The 24,176-nt window shown below is 62.9% G+C and carries 22 protein-coding genes; 16 read left to right on the plus strand and 6 right to left on the minus strand.

Features of this window, described 5'->3' with window-relative positions; genetic code table 11:
- The first annotated feature begins 20 nt into the window (after positions 1-20).
- The 11 genes from CQ020_RS09495 (at position 21) to CQ020_RS09545 (ending at position 11,085) form a co-directional block, all read left to right on the plus strand.
- The gene (locus CQ020_RS09495) at positions 21-641 is read left to right on the plus strand and encodes an SIS domain-containing protein (protein WP_258141803.1); all 621 of its coding nucleotides are present in this window, start codon (positions 21-23) and stop codon (positions 639-641) included.
- Positions 642-753: 112 nt separating this feature from the next.
- Positions 754-1,416, plus strand: coding sequence for a hypothetical protein (locus CQ020_RS09500; protein ID WP_146116640.1), 663 nt, complete (start codon positions 754-756; stop codon positions 1,414-1,416).
- 91 nt (positions 1,417-1,507) lie between these two features.
- The gene (locus tag CQ020_RS09505) at positions 1,508-2,578 is read left to right on the plus strand and encodes an alkene reductase (protein WP_105691619.1); all 1,071 of its coding nucleotides are present in this window, start codon (positions 1,508-1,510) and stop codon (positions 2,576-2,578) included.
- A 154-nt stretch (positions 2,579-2,732) separates the two neighbouring features.
- Positions 2,733-3,431: a GntR family transcriptional regulator gene (locus tag CQ020_RS09510; RefSeq protein ID WP_105691620.1), complete on the plus strand. Its 699-nt coding sequence runs from the start codon at positions 2,733-2,735 to the stop codon at positions 3,429-3,431.
- Positions 3,432-3,732: 301 nt separating this feature from the next.
- The gene (locus CQ020_RS09515) at positions 3,733-4,734 is read left to right on the plus strand and encodes a sugar phosphate isomerase/epimerase (protein ID WP_105691657.1); all 1,002 of its coding nucleotides are present in this window, start codon (positions 3,733-3,735) and stop codon (positions 4,732-4,734) included.
- A 4-nt stretch (positions 4,735-4,738) separates the two neighbouring features.
- The gene (gene dhaL, locus CQ020_RS09520) at positions 4,739-6,493 is read left to right on the plus strand and encodes a dihydroxyacetone kinase subunit DhaL (protein ID WP_105691621.1); all 1,755 of its coding nucleotides are present in this window, start codon (positions 4,739-4,741) and stop codon (positions 6,491-6,493) included.
- Positions 6,490-6,972, plus strand: a complete 483-nt coding sequence (locus CQ020_RS09525; protein ID WP_105691622.1) for a ribose-5-phosphate isomerase — start codon at positions 6,490-6,492, stop codon at positions 6,970-6,972. Before dhaL ends, CQ020_RS09525 begins: the two co-directional genes overlap by 4 nt.
- 2 nt (positions 6,973-6,974) lie before the next feature.
- On the plus strand, positions 6,975-7,964 hold the full coding sequence (locus tag CQ020_RS09530; protein WP_105691623.1) for a 3-hydroxyacyl-CoA dehydrogenase family protein: 990 nt from the start codon (positions 6,975-6,977) through the stop codon (positions 7,962-7,964).
- 19 nt (positions 7,965-7,983) lie between these two features.
- Entirely contained in the window at positions 7,984-8,748 is a 765-nt protein-coding gene (locus tag CQ020_RS09535; protein WP_105691624.1) for an SDR family NAD(P)-dependent oxidoreductase, read from the plus strand.
- Between the two features lie 147 nt (positions 8,749-8,895).
- Positions 8,896-10,245, plus strand: a complete 1,350-nt coding sequence (locus CQ020_RS09540; RefSeq protein ID WP_105691625.1) for an MFS transporter — start codon at positions 8,896-8,898, stop codon at positions 10,243-10,245.
- A 3-nt stretch (positions 10,246-10,248) separates the two neighbouring features.
- On the plus strand, positions 10,249-11,085 hold the full coding sequence (locus tag CQ020_RS09545) for a triose-phosphate isomerase family protein (protein ID WP_258141806.1): 837 nt from the start codon (positions 10,249-10,251) through the stop codon (positions 11,083-11,085).
- On the opposite strand, the gene CQ020_RS09550 is transcribed toward CQ020_RS09545, so the two are convergent.
- A complete protein-coding gene (locus CQ020_RS09550; protein ID WP_105691626.1) occupies positions 11,072-14,677 on the minus strand; it encodes a bifunctional RecB family nuclease/DEAD/DEAH box helicase in 3,606 nt (1,201 codons plus the stop codon). The two genes, CQ020_RS09545 and CQ020_RS09550, sit on opposite strands and share 14 nt — an antisense overlap.
- A gap of 143 nt (positions 14,678-14,820) precedes the next feature.
- On the opposite strand from CQ020_RS09550, the gene CQ020_RS09555 reads away from it, so the two are divergent.
- The gene (locus CQ020_RS09555; RefSeq protein WP_105691627.1) at positions 14,821-15,276 is read left to right on the plus strand and encodes a nucleoside deaminase; all 456 of its coding nucleotides are present in this window, start codon (positions 14,821-14,823) and stop codon (positions 15,274-15,276) included.
- A 123-nt stretch (positions 15,277-15,399) separates the two neighbouring features.
- The gene (locus tag CQ020_RS09560) at positions 15,400-15,834 is read left to right on the plus strand and encodes a CBS domain-containing protein (RefSeq protein WP_105691628.1); all 435 of its coding nucleotides are present in this window, start codon (positions 15,400-15,402) and stop codon (positions 15,832-15,834) included.
- Positions 15,835-15,877: 43 nt separating this feature from the next.
- Here CQ020_RS09560 and CQ020_RS09565 read toward each other — a convergent pair whose 3' ends face one another.
- Entirely contained in the window at positions 15,878-16,174 is a 297-nt protein-coding gene (locus CQ020_RS09565) for a hypothetical protein (protein ID WP_105691629.1), read from the minus strand.
- An 88-nt stretch (positions 16,175-16,262) separates the two neighbouring features.
- On the opposite strand from CQ020_RS09565, the gene CQ020_RS09570 reads away from it, so the two are divergent.
- Positions 16,263-18,725 carry a Tex family protein gene (locus CQ020_RS09570; RefSeq protein ID WP_105691630.1) on the plus strand — a complete coding sequence of 821 codons (2,463 nt, stop codon included), beginning with the start codon at positions 16,263-16,265 and terminating at the stop codon, positions 18,723-18,725.
- A gap of 3 nt (positions 18,726-18,728) precedes the next feature.
- Here the strand turns inward: CQ020_RS09570 and CQ020_RS09575 are convergent, their stop codons facing one another.
- The gene (locus CQ020_RS09575; protein ID WP_105691631.1) at positions 18,729-19,763 is read right to left on the minus strand and encodes an alpha/beta hydrolase; all 1,035 of its coding nucleotides are present in this window, start codon (positions 19,761-19,763) and stop codon (positions 18,729-18,731) included.
- A 64-nt stretch (positions 19,764-19,827) separates the two neighbouring features.
- Positions 19,828-20,790, minus strand: coding sequence for an alpha/beta hydrolase fold domain-containing protein (locus tag CQ020_RS09580; RefSeq protein ID WP_219844499.1), 963 nt, complete (start codon positions 20,788-20,790; stop codon positions 19,828-19,830).
- 126 nt (positions 20,791-20,916) lie between these two features.
- Here CQ020_RS09580 and CQ020_RS09585 point away from each other — a divergent pair, with 126 nt between their 5' ends.
- Positions 20,917-21,591 (plus strand): TetR/AcrR family transcriptional regulator, encoded by a 675-nt coding sequence (locus CQ020_RS09585; RefSeq protein ID WP_105691632.1) that lies wholly within the window; start codon positions 20,917-20,919, stop codon positions 21,589-21,591.
- On the opposite strand, the gene CQ020_RS09590 is transcribed toward CQ020_RS09585, so the two are convergent.
- Both CQ020_RS09590 and CQ020_RS09595 read right to left on the minus strand, forming a co-directional pair.
- Complete coding sequence (locus CQ020_RS09590; protein ID WP_105691633.1) at positions 21,545-21,913, minus strand: DUF1622 domain-containing protein; 369 nt, start codon at positions 21,911-21,913, stop codon at positions 21,545-21,547. The two genes, CQ020_RS09585 and CQ020_RS09590, sit on opposite strands and share 47 nt — an antisense overlap.
- Before the next feature lie 119 nt (positions 21,914-22,032).
- Positions 22,033-22,947, minus strand: coding sequence for an MSMEG_6728 family protein (locus CQ020_RS09595; protein WP_105691634.1), 915 nt, complete (start codon positions 22,945-22,947; stop codon positions 22,033-22,035).
- 83 nt (positions 22,948-23,030) lie between these two features.
- Here CQ020_RS09595 and CQ020_RS09600 point away from each other — a divergent pair, with 83 nt between their 5' ends.
- The gene (locus CQ020_RS09600) at positions 23,031-24,062 is read left to right on the plus strand and encodes an adenosine deaminase (RefSeq protein ID WP_105691635.1); all 1,032 of its coding nucleotides are present in this window, start codon (positions 23,031-23,033) and stop codon (positions 24,060-24,062) included.
- Positions 24,063-24,176 lie beyond the last annotated feature (114 nt).

Below are 24,176 nucleotides of genomic sequence, written 5' to 3' on the forward strand. Positions count from 1 at the left end.
CAGCGGACGGAGGTAGGGAAGTGAGTATCGTAGTGAGGCGAACGGGTCAGACGGTGCGTTCCACTGGATCGAAGCCGAATCGGCATGCAGTAGATGTGGTTTTGGGGCACTTGGGCGAGATCGGCCCTGCCGTGGCGGCCCTGCGCCGGGAGTCTTCGAGACTGGCCGAATGGGGCGAAGAGCTGGCGCGTGTCAGGCTGCGCGGGGGTTGCGTCTTCGCCGCAGGCAGCGACGGATCTTCGCACGAAGCGCAGAGGTTCACGACAGAATTGAACGCGCACGATCCTGTTGAGGGGTCTGGGTTCAAAGCCATCTCGATCACTAAAGGCGCCGCCGGCTCCAACGGCACCGGAAGTATGGGCGCTCAGATATCCACCCAGGTACGCCGGGGTGACATCGTGGTCCTGCTCGCTGCCAAGGGCATCACCGAGGAACTCCGTGACGCTGCCGCCGCCGCAAAATCAAAGGGTGCGCGTGTTTGGGCGCTGACGGGCAAGGAGTCCAAGGACCTCGCGCAGTCGGTGAACGAGTCAATATGCATCGACACAGATCCTCCTCACGCAGAGGAAGCCCACCTTGTGGCGGTATTGGCCTTGTGCGAGTGCTTCGAAGACGCCCTGAAGCACATCAAGCCGGAGTAGGTGTCTCAATACCCGGAATTGGGCGTTGATGGCGGCGCTCAACTAGCCGCGCCCGCAAGATGCATGCGTGGCTTTCCCAGCTTCATTGGTGCCGTGTGTCACTGTGTTCTTCGTGAAGAACACTGTTATCGCCTACTTCGCTATCTTGGCGCTCTGCGGACTTGTCACTTTGAGCGTGCTGGGAGCTTCCCTGCTTCAGAAAGGCGACCCTAGAGGAACCTTGGTCCTCAGCATTGTGGTGGCTGGGTTGCTGGTGACCTTTATCTACGGGGCCGTCATTGATCGCAAGGCGAAGGCGCAACGTGCAGAGGTGGCCAGAGCACCCGCATTCAGGACCACCACATCAACGAGTTCCGCAGAATACGCGTATTCGCCCGCGATCGTTTGGTCTGCAATTCGGCCCGCAGAAGCCGCTATCGCGTTGGACGGGGACGTCGCACACGCGTTCACTGTGCCGGCCATTCCGGACGGGCCGGGTGAGCGGCAGTGCTTCTTCGGCTGGAATGGCAGCATCGCGATGCTGGAAGTCCTAGAGGAAGTGCCCGAGCGCCTCGCCGTGACTCAATCTCTGTTCCCGCCTGGAGACGTTTCCACCAGAATGGTGTACCGGCTTGAGTCGACCCCGGTCGGTTGCAGGCTGACAATTGACACCACCATGGAGACGCCGGACCATCTGACTCCCGATCAGGTGGCTATGCAGGGTTTCAGCGACTCTTTTCTGAGCGACCTCGAACCCCTGCTGCAGGAGCGAACCCTGGAGAAATCCCGCGAATAGCAGTCTGTGTGATGTCCGCCTCCTCCGGAATAGTTGCAGACGCCATGCAGTTGCTCAAGATGAACCTGATTCATTCTGAAAGGAACTGCGCATGCTGTTTTCCCCTCTGGCCCTCGGCGAGCTTGAACTTTCCAACCGACTGGTGATGGCACCACTGACGCGCCTCCGCGCAGGACAGAACGGCGTGCCGGGTTCATTGATCGCTGAGCATTACCAGCAGCGGGCTTCCCTTGGGCTGATCGTCAGTGAAGGGACGTACCCGACGCCGGCAGGCCAGTCGTATCCGGGGCAGCCCGGCCTTGTCACGGAGGAGCAAATCGCAGGATGGAAGAACGTCACCGACGCTGTTCACGCTGAGGGTGGCCGCATCTTCGCGCAGATCATGCACGGCGGCCGCGTTTCGCACGCCGACATCACCAACGGCCACGAAATTGTGGGCCCCAGCGCCGTAGCCATCGACGGTGAGGTTCGCACTCCCAACGGCAAACAGCCCTACCCGGTGCCGCGCGAACTCCGCACCGACGAACTTCCGGGAGTTATCCAGGAGCTCGTCACCGCCTCCAAGAACGCGATCGAGGCAGGGTTCGACGGCGTTGAACTCCACTCCGCCAACGGTTACCTTCTGCACGAATTCCTTGCGCCGAACTCGAACGTTCGTACGGACAGCTACGGCGGCTCGCCGGAGAACCGCGCCCGCTTCGTGATCGAGACCGTCAACGCCGTGGTCGAAGCACTCGGTGCCAACCGCGTAGGTATCCGCATTTCCCCCGAGCACAACGTGCAGGGAATCGCTGAAACCGACGCTGCCGACGTCCGCGCCACCTACGAAGTGTTGGTGGACACTATCGCTCCGCTGAACCTGGCCTACTTGAGCGTCCTCCACCACGACCCCAAGAGCGCCCTGGTTCAGGACCTCCGCGTGCGCTTCAACGGCACGTTCCTTGTGAACACCGGCTTCAGCGAGATCACCACCCGCGATGAAGCCTTTGCCATCATCGAAGACGGACTCGCAGACGCCGTGGTGGTGGGTCGCCCCGCCATCGCCAATCCTGATCTCGCCCGTCGCTGGCGCGATAGCCTGCCGCTCAACGAGCCGGACGCGTCCACGTTCTACGCCGACGGTGCCGAGGGTTACACCGACTACCCGTTCTACGCCAACTAAGCGCCTGAGGCGCAAGTAGCGCTCAGCACTTCAGCAACACCACGACGTCGGCACTCACCCTGGGTGCCGACGTCGTGGTTTAACGTGACGCGGAGCGGATTGTGACAGGGGCGCTTACCCGGCCAGCTGCCGCCGTTCCTATAGGATTTGTGCCATGCCTGCTCCTTCCCCGTCCGCTGCCCGCGCTGGCTTTCCCGTCAGCCGCCAAGTGCTGGCCGACCACGTCTACGAAGCCCTCCTTGAATGGCTCATGGATGGTCGGCTGGAGCCCGGGGCCGCAGTGAGCATTGACGGGATGGCGCGGGAACTCGACGTTTCACCGACTCCTGTCCGGGAGGCACTGGCCCGTTTGGAGCACACTGGAATGGTGCGGCGCGTGGCATTGAAGGGCTACCGCGTGGCTCCGGTTTTCACGCGGGAAGACTTCGCTGAGCTCATGGAAGCCCGCCTTTCCATTGAGCCTGTCAACGCCCGGCTTGCCTGCACGCGGATGACGCCCGAAGGCCTGGACTCGCTGAAACAAGCCGTGGAGGACCTGAAAACTGCTCCCAGGGGCGGTTCGTTTGCTGAGTACCGTAGTTACCTCGAAGCAGATGAACGCTTCCATCAACTCATTGCTGCGCAGGCTAATAACCAATTCCTGCTCGCGGCCTACAACACCTTGGGTGGCCAGATTCAACGCTTCCGGTTGTTTGGGGGAGTGGGCATTACCGACGCTGAGCAGGCGATCGCGGAGCATCAGGCGGTCCTGGATGCCATGACCACCGGAGATCCGGAGAAGGCTGCGGCCATGATGGTGGATCACGTGGAGAAGGTGCGAGGCCGCGCGATGGCGGACGCACCGGAGGAGTAGGCCCGCGCACCATCCGCCGTCGGGGCTGCGCACCCGTATCCACCTTTCGCACCCGTTTTCGCTTCCCGCACCCGTACGGCGTTGGTGTCGCACCCTTTTGCGCGGAATGCGCCAGAGGTTATCGGGGCGATCGGCGGATAGGGGTGCGCCCCAGCGCAGGACTGCCGCAGCACCCTCCCGTGACGCTCTTCACGCCTAAATGTAAGACATATAGGATCTAGGAAGTTTCGCAAAAGCCTTGACAGTATTGCCTCGTTCGTAAATCCTATAGGAAACAGGATTCCACGAAGGAGTGATCATCATGGCGTATACCGCCGAGAATTGGCCCATCACCGCGGCCCTCCTGCAGTTCCCCGGCACCGATGCTGCGGGACAGCACATCAACGACGCCGATGCGTCCGCCTGGGCGTCGGTCCTCCAGGAAGTAAAGGACGCCGGTTTCGCAAATGCAGACCTCACCGACAGCTGGGTCCGGCCGGGAGACCTCAGCAAGGAACGCCTCGCCGAATTCAAGCAGACCGCCGATGAAGTGGGGATCGGCGTCCCGGTCATCTCCGCAATCCGTCGCAGTGTCATTCACGCCACGGACTGGGCGGATAACCTCGCCTACAGCCACCGCACCATCGACGCCGCTGCCGAGCTTGGATGCGAAGTAGTGTCCTTCGGGCTGCACCAGGCCATTACCCCGGAGCAGCAGAAGCAGCTGTGGTTCTGGACTGTTGAGGGCTACAAAGACCCCGAAGGGGACAAGGAAGCGTGGAGCAACGGCGTGTCCCGGCTCCGTGAACTTGGAAAGCACGCCGCCGAGGCTGGCATCCTCCTCTCCCTGGAAATGTACGAGGACACCTACCTTGGCACCGCTGACTCATCAGTTCAGCTGGTCCAGGACATCGGCCTGGACAACGTTGGCCTGAACCCGGACCTCGGCAACCTGATCCGCCTGCACCGGCCCATCGAGGACTGGCGCGAAATGGTGGCCAAGACCCTCCCGTACTCCAACTACTGGCACATGAAGAACTACATCCGGGACGAGGACGTGGCCCGCGACAGCTACATCACCATGCCGGCGCCAATGGAAAGCGGTCTGATCAATTACCGCGAGGCTTTCAAGTTCGCCGTTTCGGTGGGATTCCAAGGCATCCTTTGCACCGAGCACTACGGCGGAGACGGCCTCAGCGTCACTGCGAGCAACCAGGACTACCTCCGCAGGCATGTCCTGCCGAAGTCCGAGGGCTATGCACTCGGCACGAGCCAGGTAGCCCAGGGCCGCCAAGTACCGTCAACCCAGCTCGCAGGAGTCTAGGAAAATGACACAAATTTTCGACAACCCGGCAGACTTTGCCGACGACGCGTTGGACGGTTTTGTCGCCGCCAACCGCGGTTACGTTACCCGCGTTGACGGTGGCGTGGTGCGCTCCACAGAAGTTCCTGCCGGTCAGGTAGCCCTGGTGGTGGGCGGCGGCTCGGGACACTACCCGGCCTTCGCCGGACTGGTTGGCCCAGGCCTGGCAACCGGCTCCGCCTGCGGCAACATGTTTGCATCCCCTGCCGCCGGTCAGGTTTACCGGGTAGCGAAGGCGGCCAACGCCGGCGGGGGAGTCCTGCTCAGTTACGGTAACTACGCCGGCGACGTCCTCCACTTCGGCCAGGCACAGCTGCGGCTCAATGCTGAGGGCATCGAAACCCGCACGGTTACGGTCACAGATGACATTGCCAGTGCGCCGATCGAGCAACTGGAGAAGCGCCGCGGCATTGCGGGCGACCTTACCGTTTTCAAGATTGCCGGGGCCGCCGCAGAAGCGGGACTGAACCTTGACGACGTCGAGCGTCTGGCCATCAAGACCAACTACCGGACGCGGTCGCTCGGTGTGGCCTTTAATGGTTGCACGCTCCCGGGTGCCAAGGACCCACTGTTCCATGTGCCGGCCGGGCAGATGTCGCTCGGGCTCGGGATCCATGGGGAGCCCGGCATCTCCGAGCACCCCATGCCCACGGCCTCCGAGCTTGCGGAGCTCCTGGTCACCAAACTGCTCAATGACAAGCCAGAAGACGCCGGTGACCGTGTGGTCGCAATCGTCAACGGCCTTGGCACGGTGAAGTACGACGAACTGTTCCTGCTCTTCGGCAGGATCGAGAAGCTGCTCACCGCTGCCGGGATCACGGTGGTGGAGCCGGAATGCGGCGAGCTGGTGACCAGCCTGGACATGTCCGGACTCTCATTGACGCTGCTGTGGCTGGACGAGGAACTCGAGAAGTATTGGGCGGCGCCTGCCGATACTCCGGCCTTCCGCAAAGGCAGCATGTCGCCTCGCGCGGCCCGGGCCGAGGCAACAGCAGACGACGCCGAAGCCGCCGACGTCGAACAGCCCACCCCGGCCGCCGCTGAACTCGGGCGGCAGGCCGTGGCCATCCTCGCCCAGGTGCGCGACGTCGTCGTCGAGCATGAAGAGGAACTCGGCAAGCTGGACGCGATCGCCGGCGACGGCGACCACGGCATCGGCATGCGGCGCGGCGTGGACGCGGCAGTCGCAGCAAGCGAGTCCGCCGCCGGTTCTTCTGTTGCGAACATCCTGACCGCAGCCGGGGAAGCGTGGAGTGAGCGGGCCGGCGGGACCTCGGGCGCACTGTGGGGCTCCGCTGTTATCGCGGCCGGTCTGTCGCTGGGCAACCGCGGTACCTACACCTCGGAGGACGCGGCCGCAGCAGTCGAAGCCTTCGTGCGCGCCATCACCGATCTCGGCAAAGCCGATCCCGGAGACAAAACCATGGTGGATGCACTCCTGCCGTTCCGGGACACCTTCCTCACAGAGCTCGACGGCGGGACTCCCGTGGACAGGGCCCTGGCAGTTGCCGCCGCGGCAGCAGAGTCCGCGGCCGCGAAGACAGCTGAACTACGGCCGCTCAAGGGCCGAGCACGTCCCCTCGCGGAAAAGAGCATTGGCCACCCTGATCCCGGCGCAGTGTCCTTTGGCTTGATCGCCACAAGGATTTCCCACTTCATTGATTCACAACTGGCCACCGCGTCGTCAGCGGCAGCGGCTGGAAACGGAGCACAAGCATGAGCAGCAACCAAGGCTGGCGCATCGTCGTCGGCAATGATGAAGCCGGTGTCGAGTACAAGCAGGCGCTCCTTGCCTTGCTGGAAGCGGACCCTCGCGTTGCGTCCGTGACGGACGTCGGGGTTGGCTTCAACGATTCCACCGCCTACCCGCACGTCGCCGTGGACGCCGCCCGCAAAGTCGCTGAAGGCGAAGCGGACCGGGCCCTGTTGATCTGCGGCACTGGGCTCGGAGTGGCCATTGCGGCCAATAAGGTCCCCGGAATCCGGGCCGTGACAGCCCACGACAGCTACTCCGTGGAACGTTCGGTACTCAGCAATAACGCCCAGGTACTGACGCTGGGCCAGCGGGTGATTGGCTTGGAACTGGCCAAAAAGCTCGTAGGGGAGTGGCTCGGCCACACCTTCGACCAAACCTCATCCTCCGCCGCGAAGGTGGACGCCATCTGCTCGTACGAGCCCGACTACACGAAGGCAGTCTGATCATGACCAATCCTGAAGCAACCGAAGCCACCGCAAGCAACGCAGCCCGGAAGATCGCCGTCGTCGGCTCCGGCTACATGGGCGGCGGCATCGCCCAGGTGCTGGCGCTCGGCGGTGCGCGTGTTGCGCTTGCCGATGTTTCCGCAGAGGTAGCGCAAAAGAACTTCGACCGTTTGCTGGTGGAGTCGGACCAGTTCATCGCCGATGGCCTGTTCCCGGAGGGATCAACCGAAATCCTCAAGCAGAACCTGTGGGCTGCCAAGGACATCGAAGAAGCAGTGTCGGATGCGGACTTCATCGAGGAGTGCGTTCCCGAGGTCCTTGAAATCAAGCATCAGTCCTTGGCCCGGATCAGCGCAGCAGCCCGCCCGGATGCCGTGATCGGTTCCAACACGTCCACCATTTCCATCGCTTCCCTGGCCGAAGCCGTGACCAATCCGGAGCGGTTCCTGGGTGTGCACTTCTCCAACCCGTCGCCGTTCATTCCCGGCGTCGAGATCATCCCTCACGCTGGAACCTCTGCCGCAACTGTGGCCGCGTCGCGCGAGCTGGTGCACGCAGCCGGCAAGCAGACCGCCGTCGTCAAGGACGTCACCGGATTCGTCCTGAACCGCCTGCAGTACGCGCTGTTCCACGAGGCAGCGCAGCTGGTGGAACAGGGCATCGCAACAGCGGACGACGTCGACACCTTGGTGCGTACCACGTTCGGCTTCCGCTTGCCCTTCTTTGGTCCGTTCGCCATCGCGGACATGGCTGGCTTGGACGTCTACAACTTCTGCTACAAGTCGCTGCAGACGGGCTTCCCGGAACGTTTCGCGACGCCGAAGATCCTTTCCGACCTGGTGGAGGCGGGCAAGCTCGGCACCAAGACCGGCGCCGGGTTCCTCAACGTCCCCGCCGAGCGCACCCCGGAACTCATCGCCTACCGCAACAAGGCCTACGTCGCCATGCAGAAGCTCATTGAAGAGCTCGGCCCGGCCCCCATCAACTAACTCTTTACAGGAGAAACACATGACTTTCCCCGTAGAACGCACCGCAATCGTCACTGGCGCTGTATCCGAACGAGGCATCGGCCGCGCCACCGTCAACTACCTGGCCGCCCAAGGCTGGAACATCGGCATCATCGATCTTGATGACGCCGCCTGCAAGATCGCAGCCAAGGAAATCGCCGCGGAATACGGCGTGCAGGCCCACGGCGTTGGCGCCAACGTCGCCAGCGAAGCCGAGGTCCGCGCCGCCATCGACGAGCTCGAGAATGAACTCCCGCAGATCGTCGCACTGGCCAACGTTGCCGGAGTCAGCTCGCCCGTCGGCTATCTGGAACTGGAATCAGCAGAGTGGGACCGGGTCTTGAACATCAACCTCAATGGTGTCCACTACGCCACCCGTCGCGTGGCCGAGTCCATGGTCAAGAACCGGATCGGCCGCATCGTGAACATCTCCTCCGTTTCCGCACAGCGCGGCGGTGGCACGTTCTCCAAGACTCCCTACTCCGTGGCCAAGGCAGGCGTCATCGGCCTGACCCGCGCAACTGCCCGTGAGCTCGGCGAGTACGACATCACGGTCAACGCCATCTCTCCCGGCCCCATCGATACCGACATCATGGGCGGCACACTGAGCCAGGAACGCAAGGATGAGCTGACTAAGGACCTCGTGGTGAACCGTGTGGGCTCCACCCGGGACATTGCGGCAGCCATCGCCTTCCTCATCAGCGAGGACTCCGGATACATCTCCGGCCAGACGCTGAATGTGGATGGCGGACTGTACATGCACTAGGCGCCTCGCCATGAAGACCTGGACAAGAGAACGCAAGATCTACCTTGCCGTGGGCATCCTTGCCTGCGCAGTGGGCATGGTGCTCATCTTCTTCCCGCGCTGATCGCGCTGCTTTAGTCATTTCCTGTCACTCAAAGAGGAGTTTCAATGTCTGTTTCCACCAATTCCACGAAGGAGTTGCTGGATACGCCGGTCTTGAAATCGGCGATTTCCAAAGCGTCGCGGCGGCTTATGCCAATGCTCGTCATCCTGTACGTGGTGGCCTTCCTGGACCGCACCAACGTTGGCTTCGCCGAAGCTGCGCTGGAGGTGGACAAGGGAATCACTGCCGGAGCCTACGCCTTGGGCGCCGGTATCTTCTTCATCGGCTACGCCCTGTTCGAGATCCCCAGCAACTTGCTGCTGACCAAATTCGGCGCCAAGGTATGGCTCGCCCGCATCGCCATCACCTGGGGCATCGTGTCAGCGTGCTTCGCGTTCGTGCAGGGCGAGACGTCGTTCATCATCCTGCGGTTCCTGCTGGGTGTGACCGAAGCGGGCCTGTTCCCCGGCGTGATCATGTTCCTGGCGGCGTGGTTCCCCAACAAGGTCCGTGTGAAGATGTTCGCCATCTTCTACCTGGCCCAGCCGTTCTCCCAGATGATGGGTGCACCCCTGTCCGGCTGGCTCATCAACATCGGTGACCAGGTTCCGGGTGTCGCAGGCTGGCAGGTCATGTTCTTCGTTGAAGGCATGCTCGCCGTCCTGGCCGGTATTGCCGCCTACTTCTTCCTCATCAACAGCCCCCAGGATGCCAAGTTCCTGACTAAGGAGGAGAAACGGGCACTCTCTGACGTCATGGCGCTCGAAGACACGGTCAAGGAAGAAACCGGACCACGTGGTGTCTTGGCGTCCATGCGTAACGGCCGAGTCTGGTACTTCACCGTCATCTACTTCTGCCTGCAAGTAGCGGTATACGGCGTAACCTTCTACCTTCCGCAGCAGGTGGCGCAGCTGACCGGCCAGAAGGTGGGTATCGCCGTCGGACTTCTTGCGGCCATCCCGTGGTTCTTCGGCATCTTTGCCTGCTACTTCATCGGAAAGGCGGCCAACACGGTGGCGCGTCGTCGCCGCTGGGGAACGGCTCTATTCATCTCCACGGGCCTGTGCATCTTCGGTTCCGCCTGGGCCGGTGCCAACCAGATGCCCGCCCTGGGCATCATCTTCATTACCCTCGCGGTGTGCAGCTTCCTCTCTGCCGGCCCCATTTGCTGGTCATATCCGACGGCGTTCCTCACCGGAACCGCCGCGGCTGCGGGCATCGGGCTGATCAACTCCCTCGGAAACCTGGGCGGCTTCGTCGCCCCGATCCTGCGCACCACGGTCAACCAGGTCACCGCCTCGGACACCGGCACCATGGGCGTCTACGCCCTGGGTGTCCTGCCGTTCGTCGCGGCGCTGTTGATGTTCGGTACCAAGCGCTTCAGCAACAAAGCCGACGAATTGTTGGAGAAGTAGACCGTGACGCTTCCAGTTGCTCTGACCGGCCCTCATACGGCGCTGGACACTACGTTGGTAGGCGTCAGCACCAAGATGTACATGGGCTACGCGCAGTCCCTGGCGTGGTTGGAGCAGCTGGTGGCCGAAGTGGATGCCCGTCCGGCCCTCGCGGCCGGGCGGGTGGTCCCGTTTGTGATCCCGTCGTTTCCAGTGCTGCCCGAGGCGGCGCGCTTGATGGCGGGTACGCCGTTGGTTCTTGGCGCCCAGAACTGTGGCTGGTCTGATGGTCCGTGGACGGGGGAAGTTTCTCCGTCGATGCTTACAGAGCTTGGGGTTGGCCTGGTGGAGATCGGCCACGCTGAACGTCGGCGGTACTTCGCCGAGGATGAGGCGATGATCGCGCTCAAGGTCAGCGCCGCCGTCGACGCCGGGCTGACGCCACTGCTGTGCGTGGGGGAGTCAGAGATCCTGGACCACGCGGGAGGCCCGGCGGCAGCGGCGGACGCGGTTTACGGGCAGATCAAGGCAGCAGTGTCAGGCGACTGGTCCCTTGCCTCCACCTTGATCATTGCTTATGAGCCGGTGTGGGCGATCGGGGCTCCCGAGCCTGCCTCGGCGGAATATGTTTCGAAGGTGGTAGGTGCCCTGCGTTCGGTGCTGGCCCAGCACGGCCTTGCAGGGATTCCGATCATTTATGGCGGCTCGGCGAAGCCAGGACTGTTGCCGCAGCTGGACGGGGTGTCCGGGCTTTTCCTCGGTCGCTTTGCCCACGACGCCAGCAACTTCGGCAAGGTCCTGGACGAAGCCCTGAGTTTTTGTACAGCAGATGCCCTTAAAACGCCTTCTAAAGGGCATTAGCTGTACAAAAACTCCGCTGGCAGAGGGCCACGAACCCGCCAAGATTCTCCAGACCCTCGGGATGCGTCGGCAAGTAGTTGGTCAGCTCGGGCGAACGCACGACGACGGCACGCCACTGGCCGCGCGACACCGCCACGTTGATCCGGTTCCGGGAGAGCAGGAACTCCATGCCGCGGGGGACTTCTCCCGCTGCCGACGCGGCCATGGAAACGATGACCACCGGGGCTTCCTGGCCTTGGAACTTATCCACTGTTCCCACCCGGACCTTGCTCAATCCTGCGCCCCGGAGATGGTGCTTGATCAACTGGACTTGGGCGTTGTACGCGGCCACCACCAAGATGTCTGTTTCCTCCAAGGGCCGGCCTTCGGCCGTCTGTGTTTCGGCGGACCGGGATGCGGCTGACGTGGAGGGGTCGAGCCATGTCAGGCCGAGGTGGGCCTGGACCTGCCGGACCACCTCCGCTGCTTCCTCGGCTGAGGACGTGGAGTTGCCAGTATGTGGAACATAAACGCAGGAGATACCAGGTGCGGCACCTTCCAAATGGCGTTCCTTCGCTGCGGATGCCGATTCAAGCCGGTTGTCGTAGGAGAGTTCCGACACGGCGCTGCAGAGTTCTGGATGCATGCGCCACGACAATGCCAGGAAGTAGCCCAGCTCCGGCGGCAAGGTGTTGTATCCATCCGACAGCCAGCCCAGAGCCGATTCGTCCACGGGCTCAGGGTGCTTGCCTTGGGTGACCTGAGGCAACTGTTGTGGATCGCCCAGCAGCAGAAGGCGTTTGGCTGCGCGGCTCACTGCCATGGTGTTGGCCAGCGAGAACTGCCCCGCCTCGTCAATGACCAGGAGATCCAGAGATCCCGCCGGAACCGAACTGCCCACCATGGTCCAGGCTGTGCCACCAATGAGGGTCCCGCCCGGCTTGGACAAGAGTTCTTCCACGTCCCCTTTGGCACACTGGGTCCAGGGCACGGGGTCATCGTGTTTGACTTCCTTGGCCACCCGCCGGGGATCCACTCCGGCCTTGTCCACGGCGGCACAGAGCATGTTCTCCACTACGGCATGGGACTGGGCCACCACACCCACCTTCCAGCCTGCAGCCACAAGCCGGGCCAACACGTGGGCGCCCACGTGGGTCTTTCCGCTCCCTGGAGGGCCTTGCACAGCCAGATAGGAGTGGTCCAAGTCAGTGATGGCTGCGGTGATGGCGTCGATGTACCCATCAGGCCCCGGCTCCACGGGAGGGAGGGCTGCAAGGCTGCGAAGCTTCGGGGGCCTCCTTCGCACCAGATCCAGCGCGGGGTCCTGCGGCCACTCCGGAAGTGCGCCCTTGAGCTTGGTGGCCAGCGCAGCGAGGGCTGCGCGTTGGCCGTTCGTGGCAATGGGTGGATCCGGAGTCAAGGCCATGGGCCATTGGCTGAACGCCGTGGAGTCCTTGCGGAGGCCCTCTGCGATGGTGACCGTTTCGAAGTCGTCCTCGTCTCCCACCCCTGTGACCAGGGTACTGTTCCAGCCTGCACGGCCAAGCACAGTGGACTCTTTCTCCTGCAGCGATTTCGGCAGGGGAGAGCCGTACATGCGGAAGTACTTCTTGCCCGGTTCCAGTCCTGCTCCGTCCCCGGACCGGCCGAAGAGCTTCACGATCCTCACCGGGTTGCTCCGGGGGGTGGGTTTGGCCCAGTCCTGAAGCAGTTCAGCATGGTTGACGATGAAGAGGTCGCGCTCGTCAGGCCATTGCGATGTCGGCTTTTCCAGGCGGTCGAAGTGCCCCCACCAGTGTTGCTTGTCCTCGCGGCGGTGATATCCCACCCCGGCGGCCACAATGCCCACGGCGCGTGAATCCGAGGTGCTCTTTTCCTCCTCGGACAGATCCGCAAGGTAGTCGAACAGTGCGCTTTCTTCCGGTGCCGCCTGGTACTTCTCCGGTTCCGTGTCTGTTGCAAGAGCAGGTTCCGCTTCACCGCCCGGCTGGATGGAGCGCTCCGCAGCACGGGCAAGCAGCCAGTTGCGAAGTTCCAGCGTGGACAGGCAGTCGTACTCGTTGTAGTCACGGATGCCTTCGAGGATCGCGGCTGCTTCTCCCGGGTTCCCGTTGTCCCGGGCCGTGCAGTAGTCGGCGTAGGCAACAACAGAGGCGCCGGCGTCGGTCACATCACCTGAGCGAAGGTGCTGCCCCATATAGAGAGGCTCAAGCTTCTTGATGCTGTAGGAGTTCTCAGAGATCCGGATGCTGTGCCGGATGGTGTCGTAGAGGTCCACCAGGACACCCTGGCGCAGGAGGTCGTCGACGGCGGTTTCGCCCACCACATGCGTCAGGGACAGGTTGCGCAGGGCTGTCTTCTCGTACGCGGCGTAGTGGTAAATGTGCATACCGGGGTACTTCTGGCGCCGCTCGGCTACGTACTCGAGGAAGTCGACAAACGCCTTGCCCTCTTCAGCCCGTGAGTGCGCCCAAAATGGCCGGAAAATGGGCGGGGCGCCGGGTTCCACAGGGTTCTCAATGACTCCGAACAGGTACTCCAGCCCCCACTTTTCCGTGATGGGGTCCTGCCAGAGGGGATCGCCTTCGAAGTCGAAGAAGATGTCGCCCGGATCGGGAGCGGGCAGCCTGCCCAAGGTGTTGTCCGGCAGAACGTTGTAGCTGATGGCTTTGGCTTCTCCGGACTTGTCCGTGTACTTGACTGTGCCATCCGGTGTGCCCGCGCCGGTCTGTAACCGGGCCTGCTCCCGGAGCCGCAGCAACGTGGGATCACCCGCTTCCGGAAGGGCTGCCAGAGCGTCAATGGTTGTGACACCAGACTCGATCAGCTTCTTGCGGCGGCTGATCCGCATGCCCGCCACCATGAGGAGATCCCGGTGCAGTTGGACTTGCTCAGCGCAGTAATCACAGCGGCCACAGGCGGAATATCGGGAGTCACCCCATTCCACCGGCCCGCTACCCGCAACGTGCGCTTGTGTCATGCCGAGGAAGCGTTCGCGGCGTTCTTTGAAGACGGGGAGGATCTGGGCGAGCGGGTGGTCGCTGTGGACACGGTTACCCAACACCAGGGTGACGGTAGGGTCCGGTGTGATCCCTGCCTGGATGAGTTGGTCTCCATAGGCCGCCAGTTGCAGGAGAGCCGTGACCTTGGCATGCCGTGCGAGCTTGGTATCGAAGACCGCGTACTGACCGCCGGGGCGCTTCACCAGGAAATCTGAGCGGCCATGGAATTGACCATCGAAGAAGGCTGCTTGGAAGACGACGTCCGCCCCGGAACGCAAGGCGTCGATGGATTCCGCATGCTTGGCCGAAAGAGTGGCGCGGTCCATCACAGTGGCGGGAACGACGTCGTAAACGCCTTTCCCGGAAGCCGGATCCCACATCCCGAACTCAGCCACGAACTCCTCAAGAACCCGATGCTCGTGATCGTCTCCCAGTTTGGCGGTGCGCTCCAACATGGCATCCGTTGCGAAGTCAGGCTTGGGCGTGCGGCCGAGTTTTTCGTCAAGTTTCCTGAGCAACTGGTACTCGCAGGTGGCGGCAATAACCAGGTCGCTGGCCGAGAACACCAGATCCTGAGGTGCGCCCGCCATCCCGGGCTCGAGAAAGAACACCGCGAGCCACCTACCTTTCCGTGCCGTCAATAAACCCTTGCAGCCAAGCTATCAGCGGGCCCTGACAAAATAGGCTCCGGCAAAATAGCGCCTGACAAAATAGCGTCCGTCAAAATAGCTTCCGGCCACTTTAGACTGCACCCATGACAGAAACAGCCCCAGACCCCGCGTTCGAAGCCGCCTACCAAGCTGCACAAAAGAGCCTCAGCGAGGGCGGAATCCCCATCGGATCCGCACTGGCCCGCGGTGGGAAAGTTATTGCCAGCGGCCACAACGAACGTGTCCAGCACGGCGACCCGATCGCACACGGTGAGATGTCCGCGCTCAGGGCAGCCGGACGCCAGAAGACGTACCGTGACACCATCCTCTACACCACCTTGGCACCGTGCGCGATGTGCACGGGAACCATCATCCAATTCAAAATCCCACGGGTGGTGGTGGGCGAGGCCGAAACCTTCCCGGGCGAGTTCGATCTCCTGCGTTCGCGTGGCGTGGAGGTAGTAGTTCTGGATGACCCCCGGTGCGTGGACATGATGCGCACTTTCCAAGAGGAACACCCCGAATTGTGGGCTGAAGACATCGCCGAAGAGCAGCCGTGAAATGGCCGCTCGAAAGGGCCTGCAATCGCCTAGCCACGGTCACCCTCCGAGCGTAGGCTGGCATCATCGGCGTCGGTGCCGAGAGGCCCCTCGTCGATGATCCCAATCGATGAAGGAGGACCCATGAGTGTCGTACGTGAATTCATGACAACCAACGCCCAGTGCATCGAAGAGGACAAAACTCTTCAGGACGCCGCCAGGCTGATGAGGGACCTGGACTGCGGTTCACTCCCTATCTGCGGACACGACGGCAAGCTCACCGGCTTCATAACCGACCGCGACATCGTGGTCAAGTGTTTGGCCGAAGGCAAGGATGCACGCGAAGTCCGCGCCAGTGAGTTGGCCACCGGCAAACCCTATTGGGTGGACGCAGATGCCAACGTTGACGAGGCCGTCACCATGATGGAGGAACATCAAGTGCGCCGCCTTCCCGTCATCAGCGGCCACAAACTGGTGGGCATCATCAGCCAGGGCGATATTGCCCGCAACCACTACGCAGAAGAGCGCCTCGGCGAAATGGTGGAACACATCTCCGCCAAGGAGCACATGGCCCACTGAGGCCTGGAATCCGGCAACCAGTCCAGCCGCCGCGAGGCATCCCTTAAAGGAACGCCTCGCGGCCCGTTCCTTCACGCAGCACGAGTTCGCCGTCTTGGATCGAGACGAGCAAGCTCTTGGGTTTCCCCGCGAGCTTCTTCGTGGCGCTAAGTTTTCGGCTGCTGACCTCGACGCCCACTGTGGCGCCCTTCGCCGGCAGTTCCACTGTTAGTTCATCGGCCATCCCCAACAGCGTCTGAGTGGATACATCCCGTTCGGACACGGCCTCCTTGCCGTTGACGGTCACGGTCACGTCATCGGAAACGAACCCGTCCTGAAGGATGATGAGCAGTTCCTGCATGGTCCAACTACAGCACTAACGGAGCCCCCGGGATAGGCCTTCCCGATACCTGCCTTCTGAAACTGTCGGCCACGTGAGGCAAACTGTCATGGTGACTTCAAATCTCCAACACCAGTCAGCTGACTCTGCCATCCACGCTCAGATCGCCGCCGAACTCGGCGTCAAGGCCTGGCAGGTCAAGGCCGCAGTGGAACTGCTCGACGCCGGATCCACTGTGCCCTTCATCGCCCGCTACCGTAAGGAAGTCACCGGGACGCTCGATGACACCCAGCTCCGCGATCTTGAGGAACGGCTCAGATACCTGCGTGAGCTGGAGGAGCGACGCGCATCCGTCCTGGAGGCGATCGCCGCCCAAGGGAAGCTGACCCCGGAACTGGAAGCCGCCGTCGTCGGGGCTGAGACCAAGGCACGGCTGGAAGACATTTACCTTCCCTTCAAATCCAAGCGCCGCACCAAGGCGCAGATCGCCCGCGAAGCCGGGCTGGAACCCCTGGCCGACGTCCTTCTTGCCAACCCGCAACTGGACCCCGCAACCGAAGCCGCCAAGTACCTGAACGCCGAGCACTCCATCGACGATCCCACCACGGCGCTCGCAGGGGCACGCGCCATCCTTGTGGAGCGCGTCGGGCAGGATGCCGATTTGGCCGAGGATCTGCGCGAACGGCTCTGGAAGCAGGGGAGCATGGTTTCGCGGGTCAAGAAGGGCATGGAGTCTGAGGGGCAGAAGTTCAAGGACTACTTCGAGTTCACTCAGGTGCCTTCCGGCATGCCGTCGCACCGCGTGCTTGCTTTGCTGCGCGGCGAAAAGGACGGCGTCCTTGAATTGGATCTCGCCGAAGCTGACCCGGCCGACGACGACGCCCTGGCCGCCGCGCGCGGTAAGTACGAGAACGCTGTGGCCAAGTGCCTTGGGGTTGCCAACCAGGGCCGCCCGGCGGACGCGTGGCTGACGCAAACTGCCCAGCTCGCCTGGCGGGGCCGCATCTTGGATCGCCTCACCACGGACCTTCGCGGGCGCATGTTTGCTGACGCGGAAGACGAAGCTGTGCGCGTCTTCGCGGCCAATCTGCGCGACGTCCTGTTGGCCGCTCCGGCCGGCAACCGGGCCACGCTTGGGCTCGACCCAGGGCTGCGCACGGGCGTGAAGGTGGCAGTGGTGGACGGGACGGGCAAGGTTGTCACCACGGACACCATCTACCCGCACGCCCCCGCCAAAAAGTGGGACGAGGCCTTGGCCACGCTCGATCGGCTGGCCAAGCAGTACAACGTGGAACTCGTGGCGATCGGCAACGGAACGGCGTCCCGCGAGACGGACAAGCTGGCCACGGAGCTTATCAAGTCCCTAGAAGCTGCCGGCTCCAAGGGGATTCAGAAGCTGGTGGTATCCGAGGCCGGGGCCTCCGTGTATTCGGCCTCTGCCCTGGCGGCGTCCGAACTTCCGGGCATGGATGTTTCGCTGCGTGGGGCTGTGTCCATTGCCCGCCGCCTTCAGGATCCACTGGCGGAACTGGTCAAGATCGAACCGAAGTCCATCGGTGTGGGTCAGTACCAGCACGACGTCACCGCAGCGAAGCTGGACCGCTCGCTGGATGCCGTGGTGGAAGACTGCGTGAACGCCGTGGGCGTGGATGTGAACACTGCATCACCGGCGCTGCTCAGCCGCGTGGCTGGTGTTGGGCCGCTGCTCAGCGAAAACATCGTGGCCTACCGGAACGAGAATGGGCCGTTTGCGAAGCGCAGCGACCTCAAGAAGGTGCCGCGGCTGGGTGCCAAGGCCTTCGAGCAGTGCGCCGGCTTCCTCCGGATCACCGGGGGAGCGGAGCCACTGGACGCCTCAAGTGTGCACCCGGAAGCGTATTCTGTGGCCCGGAAGATTCTCGTCGCGGCCGGTGGCGGTCCTGCCACTGCTTTGGATGCGCAGGCTTTCGTCGATGGCACGTTCGGCCTGCCCACGGTCAAGGACATCATGTCCGAGCTGGAGAAGCCCGGACGCGATCCCCGTCCTGCGTTCAAGGCGGCCTCTTTCTCTGAAGGCATCGAGAAGATCTCCGACCTCAAGCCCGGCATGATCCTGGAAGGCACCGTGACCAACGTTGCCGCTTTTGGTGCGTTCGTTGACGTCGGAGTGCACCAGGACGGACTGGTTCACGTCTCGGCACTGTCCAACAAGTTCGTTTCGGATCCCCGCGAAATCGTGAAGTCCGGCCAAGTGGTCCGGGTCAAGGTCCTTGAAGCCGACCCTGAGCGCAAGCGCATCTCGCTGACATTGAGGCTCGACGACGAACCCGGCACCGCTGGCGGACGCACCTCGGGTGGGCGTGCTGCAGGTGGCCGGGACTCTGGTGGCCGGGACTCGGGCGGGCAGCAGGGTCAGCGCGGCGGTGGCCAACGCACGGGTGGTCCGCGTGACGGTGATCGGCGTGGAAACCAAGGCCGGTCGCAGCAGGGAAACCAAGGCCGGCCACAGCAGGGCAAGCCCCAGCAAGCTCCGGCCGCTCCCGCCAACACCGCCATGGCTGAAGCTCTGCGCCGGGCCGGCCTCGGTAAGTAACTCCTATAAGCCGGCGGTCCTGGCTTCCCACACCTCTGCATCCGAGGGCTGCAGGGCCGTGGGAAGCCAGCGGCCGATGCGGGCGAAAGCCTCGCGCCGAATGGCTTCAGGTGACAGGAAGATGTCGTGGAGCGCGTTCGGCAGCCGGCTCACAGTGACGGTGTCCGCGAGGGACAAGGAGCGGTGAGCCACGGCGTCGACGTTCAGCGCGACGTCGGCAGTGAGGGCGTCGGCTGACCATTTTGGTTGGAGGTAGCTCTTGTCCGAGAGCAACACGAGTACCGGAACGTCGATGCCCAAACCGGCTGCCACGGTGGCTTGGCCGCGGAACACGGCGTCGAGGAATGCTGGCGTGATGGGGAAACCCCGGTCAGGACGCCATTCCAGGTTGTAGTCCCATTCGCCGTCAAGGTGTGCCGAGACAGCCCGGGTGTAGATGCCTGGATCCACTGGAGGTAGGGGCGTCAACGGGTGGAGTTTGGCGCGGAGTCCCACCAGCGGGGCGATCGCACGTCTGCCGAGCTCGGTCGCCTGGAATTCCAGCCAGGGGCTGTTGAGGACGAGGGCCGAAGCCACGCCGGGGTGGCGGGCAGCCCACAGGCTCAGGGTGAGTCCACCAGTTGAGTGGCCCAGGAGAATAAGTGGACGGTCTTCGCCAGGAAAACCCTGGCCTTGAACGCCGGTGCGGCCCATGGCTGACAGGGCCGCTGCGATGTCGGCGTCGTAAGCGTACAGGTTGGTGACGAAACCCGGAACCAGCCCGGGACGAAGGCTGCGCCCGTAGTTGTGTAGATCCAAGGCGTAGAAGCGCGCCCCGGTTCGGTGCCAGAACTGGGCCAGATGGCGTTGGAAGAAGTAGTCGGACCAGCCGTGTACATAGAGGACATCGGCATCGATTCCCGCACCGTCCGGAATATCCAGCCACGGCTCGCCGCCGCCGACGTACCGCACCAAGGTGGCGAGAGCACCGCCGTCGAGCTCTAGCGTTTGCTGCTCAAAGCCTTCGCCAAGAAGGTCCGGTGTCCACGGCTGCGTCATGGATTCGATCGTAGCGGCCCCCGGGCCGCGCTACCCCCTGGGTCGCTCTACACCGAGGGCCGGGCTACAGCGTTTTGATGGCCCGGCATCGCGCGGCATGACTGCGCAGACTCGCTCCGAGTTCAAAGCTCATGAGATCGTGGCCGTGAATGACCCCGGCGTTGATGTGCAGTTCGCATGGGACCCCGGCAGCGAACAAACCTTGTGCAAAGGCCATTGATTCGTCCCTGAAAATATCAAGATCGCCCACCTCGATGTACGCACTCGGCAGACCACTGAAGTTTGTCAGGCGGCCGGGCGCGGCAACAGGCGAAACGCCCTCAGTCCCGATGGTGTCGCCGAGTACGGCGTGCCATCCGGTCCAGTTGGTCTCGTGAGTCCAGGTGACCAGGCCCTCCAAATGGGGATCCGGCCGTGTGTTGCGGTCATCCAACATGGGATAGATGAGGATCTGTTTGGCAACGTGGATGTCGTGGTCCCTTGCCAGGATGGCAGTACCAGCGGCAACACCACCGCCTCCGCTATCGCCCATGACACCGATGCGGTCAGCATCCACTCGAAGCTCCCTGGCGTTGTCCACCAACCATGTGATGGCGGCAAGGCCATCTTCCTGGGCGGCGCTTCCCGGGTGCTCCGGGGCCAGCCGGTACTCCACCTGGAGCATGGGCGTGCCCGTTTCTGCGACGTAATGCTGGACGACGCCGTCGTAGTGCTCCACCTTGCCTGCTATACGACCGCCACCGTGGAAGTAGACCACCGCCGGCCGGCCCGTGGCGTCATCGTCCCGGCAGGTGTACCAGCGGAGTTCAAGGCTGGAGCCGTCGGACGTCTCAGCGGTATAGGACGTAACCTCCACGTTCGTGGCGGGTGGTCGTGGGATGACGCCCAGCCCGTTATTGATCATTTCCCTGAGTCCTCTGACGTCGCCACGTTCAGGGGCAGTCATTGCCGGCTCGGCGGTGGCTGTTGCTGCCGCCGCCTCAAAGAGTGCCACGATCTCCGGATCGAATCTGTTCATGGCTGACATGGTGGGTCCCTTCATCGCGACTCCGCCCGGAATCCGACGTCCGGGGCCTTGTTGGACAACTGTACGATAGATGCACTTGTTGGGCAACTGTACGATAGATCCAACGAGGATTAAGGGGGAGTAGGCATGGGCCTCACTGGCACGCCTCCCGCGGTGTTCATGCGCGAGGGCAATGCGGCTGATCCGCGGGCCGTGCGGACGCGGCAACTGCTGCTGGACGCGTTCGAAAGGCAACTTGAGCGCGGTGAATCCGCGCCCACAGTGTCATCCCTCGCGCAGGAAGCCGGCGTGAGCCGGAGTTCGTTCTACAACCACTTTTCCGGCGCGGAGAACGTGGGTGTTGCGGCTTTCAGGGAACTGCTCGACGAGTTCAAACCGTCCTCGGACGCAGAGACCGGCAGGCCAAGTGAAGGGGGGACAACGCGCGTGGGCTTCGCGGAATTCTTCGGACACCTTGGTCATCACAGAGTGCTGTGCCTTGCGGTGCTGGTCCCTGACACGCAGACGCCGGCGCTCTTTGAACTCCACGGCACACTTGTTGCCCACCTGGCTCAAGCCATCAGCGCCGTGGACACCAAACCCCTTGGGCTCCAGGCCAACCGGGCCGCAATCTTCCTGGTGGGCGGGATCCTGTCGCTGCTGTTGGACTGGCTTCAGGACCCCACAGAGACCGCTGAGGACCTGGCCAAGACTGTTGAGAGCATGCTGCCAGGATGGCTGAGGGAATCGGAATCGTTGAACGCTCCCATCCTGGTTACTCCTGCTTCGGAGCTTCCTTCTGCCACGGCCAGCGGCCAGTGATTTCGAGTTCCAGGGAGAAGCTGAGGAACGTCCGGATCAGCACGATGATCGCCAGCACGCCAACGCTTTCAAACGTCGGGGTGACCGCCACAGTGCGGATGATGTCAGCGGCCACCAGGAGCTCGAGGCCCAGCAGGATGGACCGCCCCAGCAGCTGCCGGTAGGAGCGGTAAGGGGAGAAAGGGGAGAGGCCGCGGGCACGTTTCGGTTGGTATCCCCGGAGAGCCATCGGTAGGGAAACCAGGGCCCCGATCACCATGACAGCCACTCCCGCGGCGTCCATGTACCGGCCGACTTCTTCGATGATGTGCTGGAAATCCATGGCCCTCCCCGGGTAGGTGCGTGCCCTTACCGTCTCACAGAACAGACAACGACGGCGGCAGCCGGGTTCGGTAAATACGGAACCCGGCTGCCGCCGTCGTATGTTGGTGAAAGGTACCGCTACTGCGTGGGCGCCGGAACCGGGAAGAAGACCCGGGGATCCTGAAGCAGTGCCGGATAGTCGAAGTCGGTGCGCTTGATCACGTGGGTGACCTCGAAGTTGCGGGCAAAGCGGCCATCAATAGTGATGGGGCGGCCCTGAATCAGTCCGACGGCGAAGATCTGGCCACCGTCAAAGGGCACCGCGAGCTCGGTCTTGCCGGGCAGGGTGTTGAACGCCTGCTCCTGGGCTTGACGCTTGCGCGTGGGCTTCTTCTCCTGTTGCTTGATGGGCCGCTTCTTGGGGCCCTTCACCTGGCGGCGGGACTTCTCCTCGGCGTACACGAACTGGTATTCGTCGGGGTCCGAGGGGGCTGCGGCGCGGGCCTTTCCGTGCGGCGGCATGGCGACGGTGGTGAGCTGCTCCGGGCGGAGGTCTTCCACAGCCGAACGCAGGATCAGCAGGCGATCCTCTTCCGGGTCTTCAGGGTGGAACTCGTGCTTGGGTTCCGGCCACACGTACTCGAGCTTTTCCTCAGTGCCGGGGAAGATCTGGGAGTAGTGCTTGGGGTCCTTGGTGATCAGCTTGGACCGGTGGCTGAGGTGCAGGTCCTCGTGTCCGAGCCATGGCGGCATGATGATCCTGGAGGCATAATCCGGGTGTGCAGCCTGCGGCGCGAACTCCGCGATGTTGTCGCGGGTGTTGTCCGGGTGGCCTCGTTTCATCCACTCATCTGCCATGGCGATGCCGTACATGGTGAGCGCCGGGACGTGGCCCATCCACATGCGGACGGCGGGGTGGGACTGCCAACCGTACTCCGGGATGACCAACGCGCGGAGGACCTGGAGTGCTTCGACGCGCTGTTTGCCGAGCCTTGAAGTGTCGAGCGCCGCGGCACTCTCACGGAAATCGGCGAAAGGGAGGAAAGTCTGCATCCTTTCAGTTTGAGGGTGCCGGGCGTGAGAACCAAGTTGAGTGCTCCGGGACACGTGCAGGTGTTGGGGCCTAGAGTTGTCGGGTGGAAACTTTTGGCGAGAAAATTACCCCCACGGCGCCTCCGGTTGCCGAACTGCACCTGCACATCGAAGGGACTCTCCAGCCAGAGCTGATCTTTGCCCTGGCCGAACGAAACGGCATTGAACTGCCGTACCAAGACATTGAGGAACTCCGGGAAAAGTACGAGTTCACTGACCTGCAATCTTTCCTGGACCTCTACTACGCCAATATGGCCGTCCTGCGGACCGAGCAGGATTTCACTGACATGACGCGTGCCTATCTGAAGCGGGCCGCCGCCGGGGGAGTGCGCCACGCGGAAATCATGATGGACCCCCAGGCGCACACTTCCCGGGGAGTGGCTTTGGAAACCTGCGTCAACGGCGTGGCCAACGCCTTGGCTACCTCCGAGGAAGACTTCGGCGTCACCACCCTCCTCATCGCGGCGTTCCTGCGCGACATGTCCGAGGATTCGGCCCTTGAAGTTCTGGGCCAGCTCCAGGCGATGCATGCTCCGATCGCAGGCATCGGCCTGGACTCCGCAGAGGTGGGCAATCCGCCGTCGAAATTTGAGCGACTGTACCAGCGCGCCGGCGAGGCGGGCTTGCGACGGATCGCGCATGCGGGCGAGGAAGGCCCGGCCTCCTACATCACTGAAGCTTTGGATGTGCTTCACGTTGAACGGATCGATCACGGCATCCGGTGCATGGAGGACACGGACGTAGTGCAGCGGCTCGTCGCTGAACAGGTTCCCCTCACGGTTTGCCCCCTGTCCAACGTCAGGCTCCGCGCAGTGGATAAGCTCGCTGACCATCCTTTGCCCGAAATGCTGGCGATCGGCCTGAACGTTTCAGTGAATTCGGATGACCCCGCGTACTTTGGCGGCTACGTGGATGAGAACTTCGAGCAACTGGTGAAGGTACTGGAGTTCTCAGTTCCGGAGCAGGCCACCCTGGCAGCCAACTCCATCCGGTCCTCCTTCGCCAGCGACGCCCGTAAAGCGGTGTTGTTGGACGAGGTCGCCGAGTGGGTCAAGGCATCCGTCGCAACCGCTTAGAGCACGGCAGCCGAGACCTGCACATCACTTGCGGGGTCAGGCATGTCACACTCAGTCACGACACACGGTGTTTACCTTCTGCAGTCGCGGGAATTAACAATTCATTGGCAAACT

The organism is Arthrobacter sp. MYb23 (assembly GCF_002979775.1).
In the GTDB taxonomy this organism is placed as follows: Bacteria; Actinomycetota; Actinomycetes; order Actinomycetales; family Micrococcaceae; genus Arthrobacter.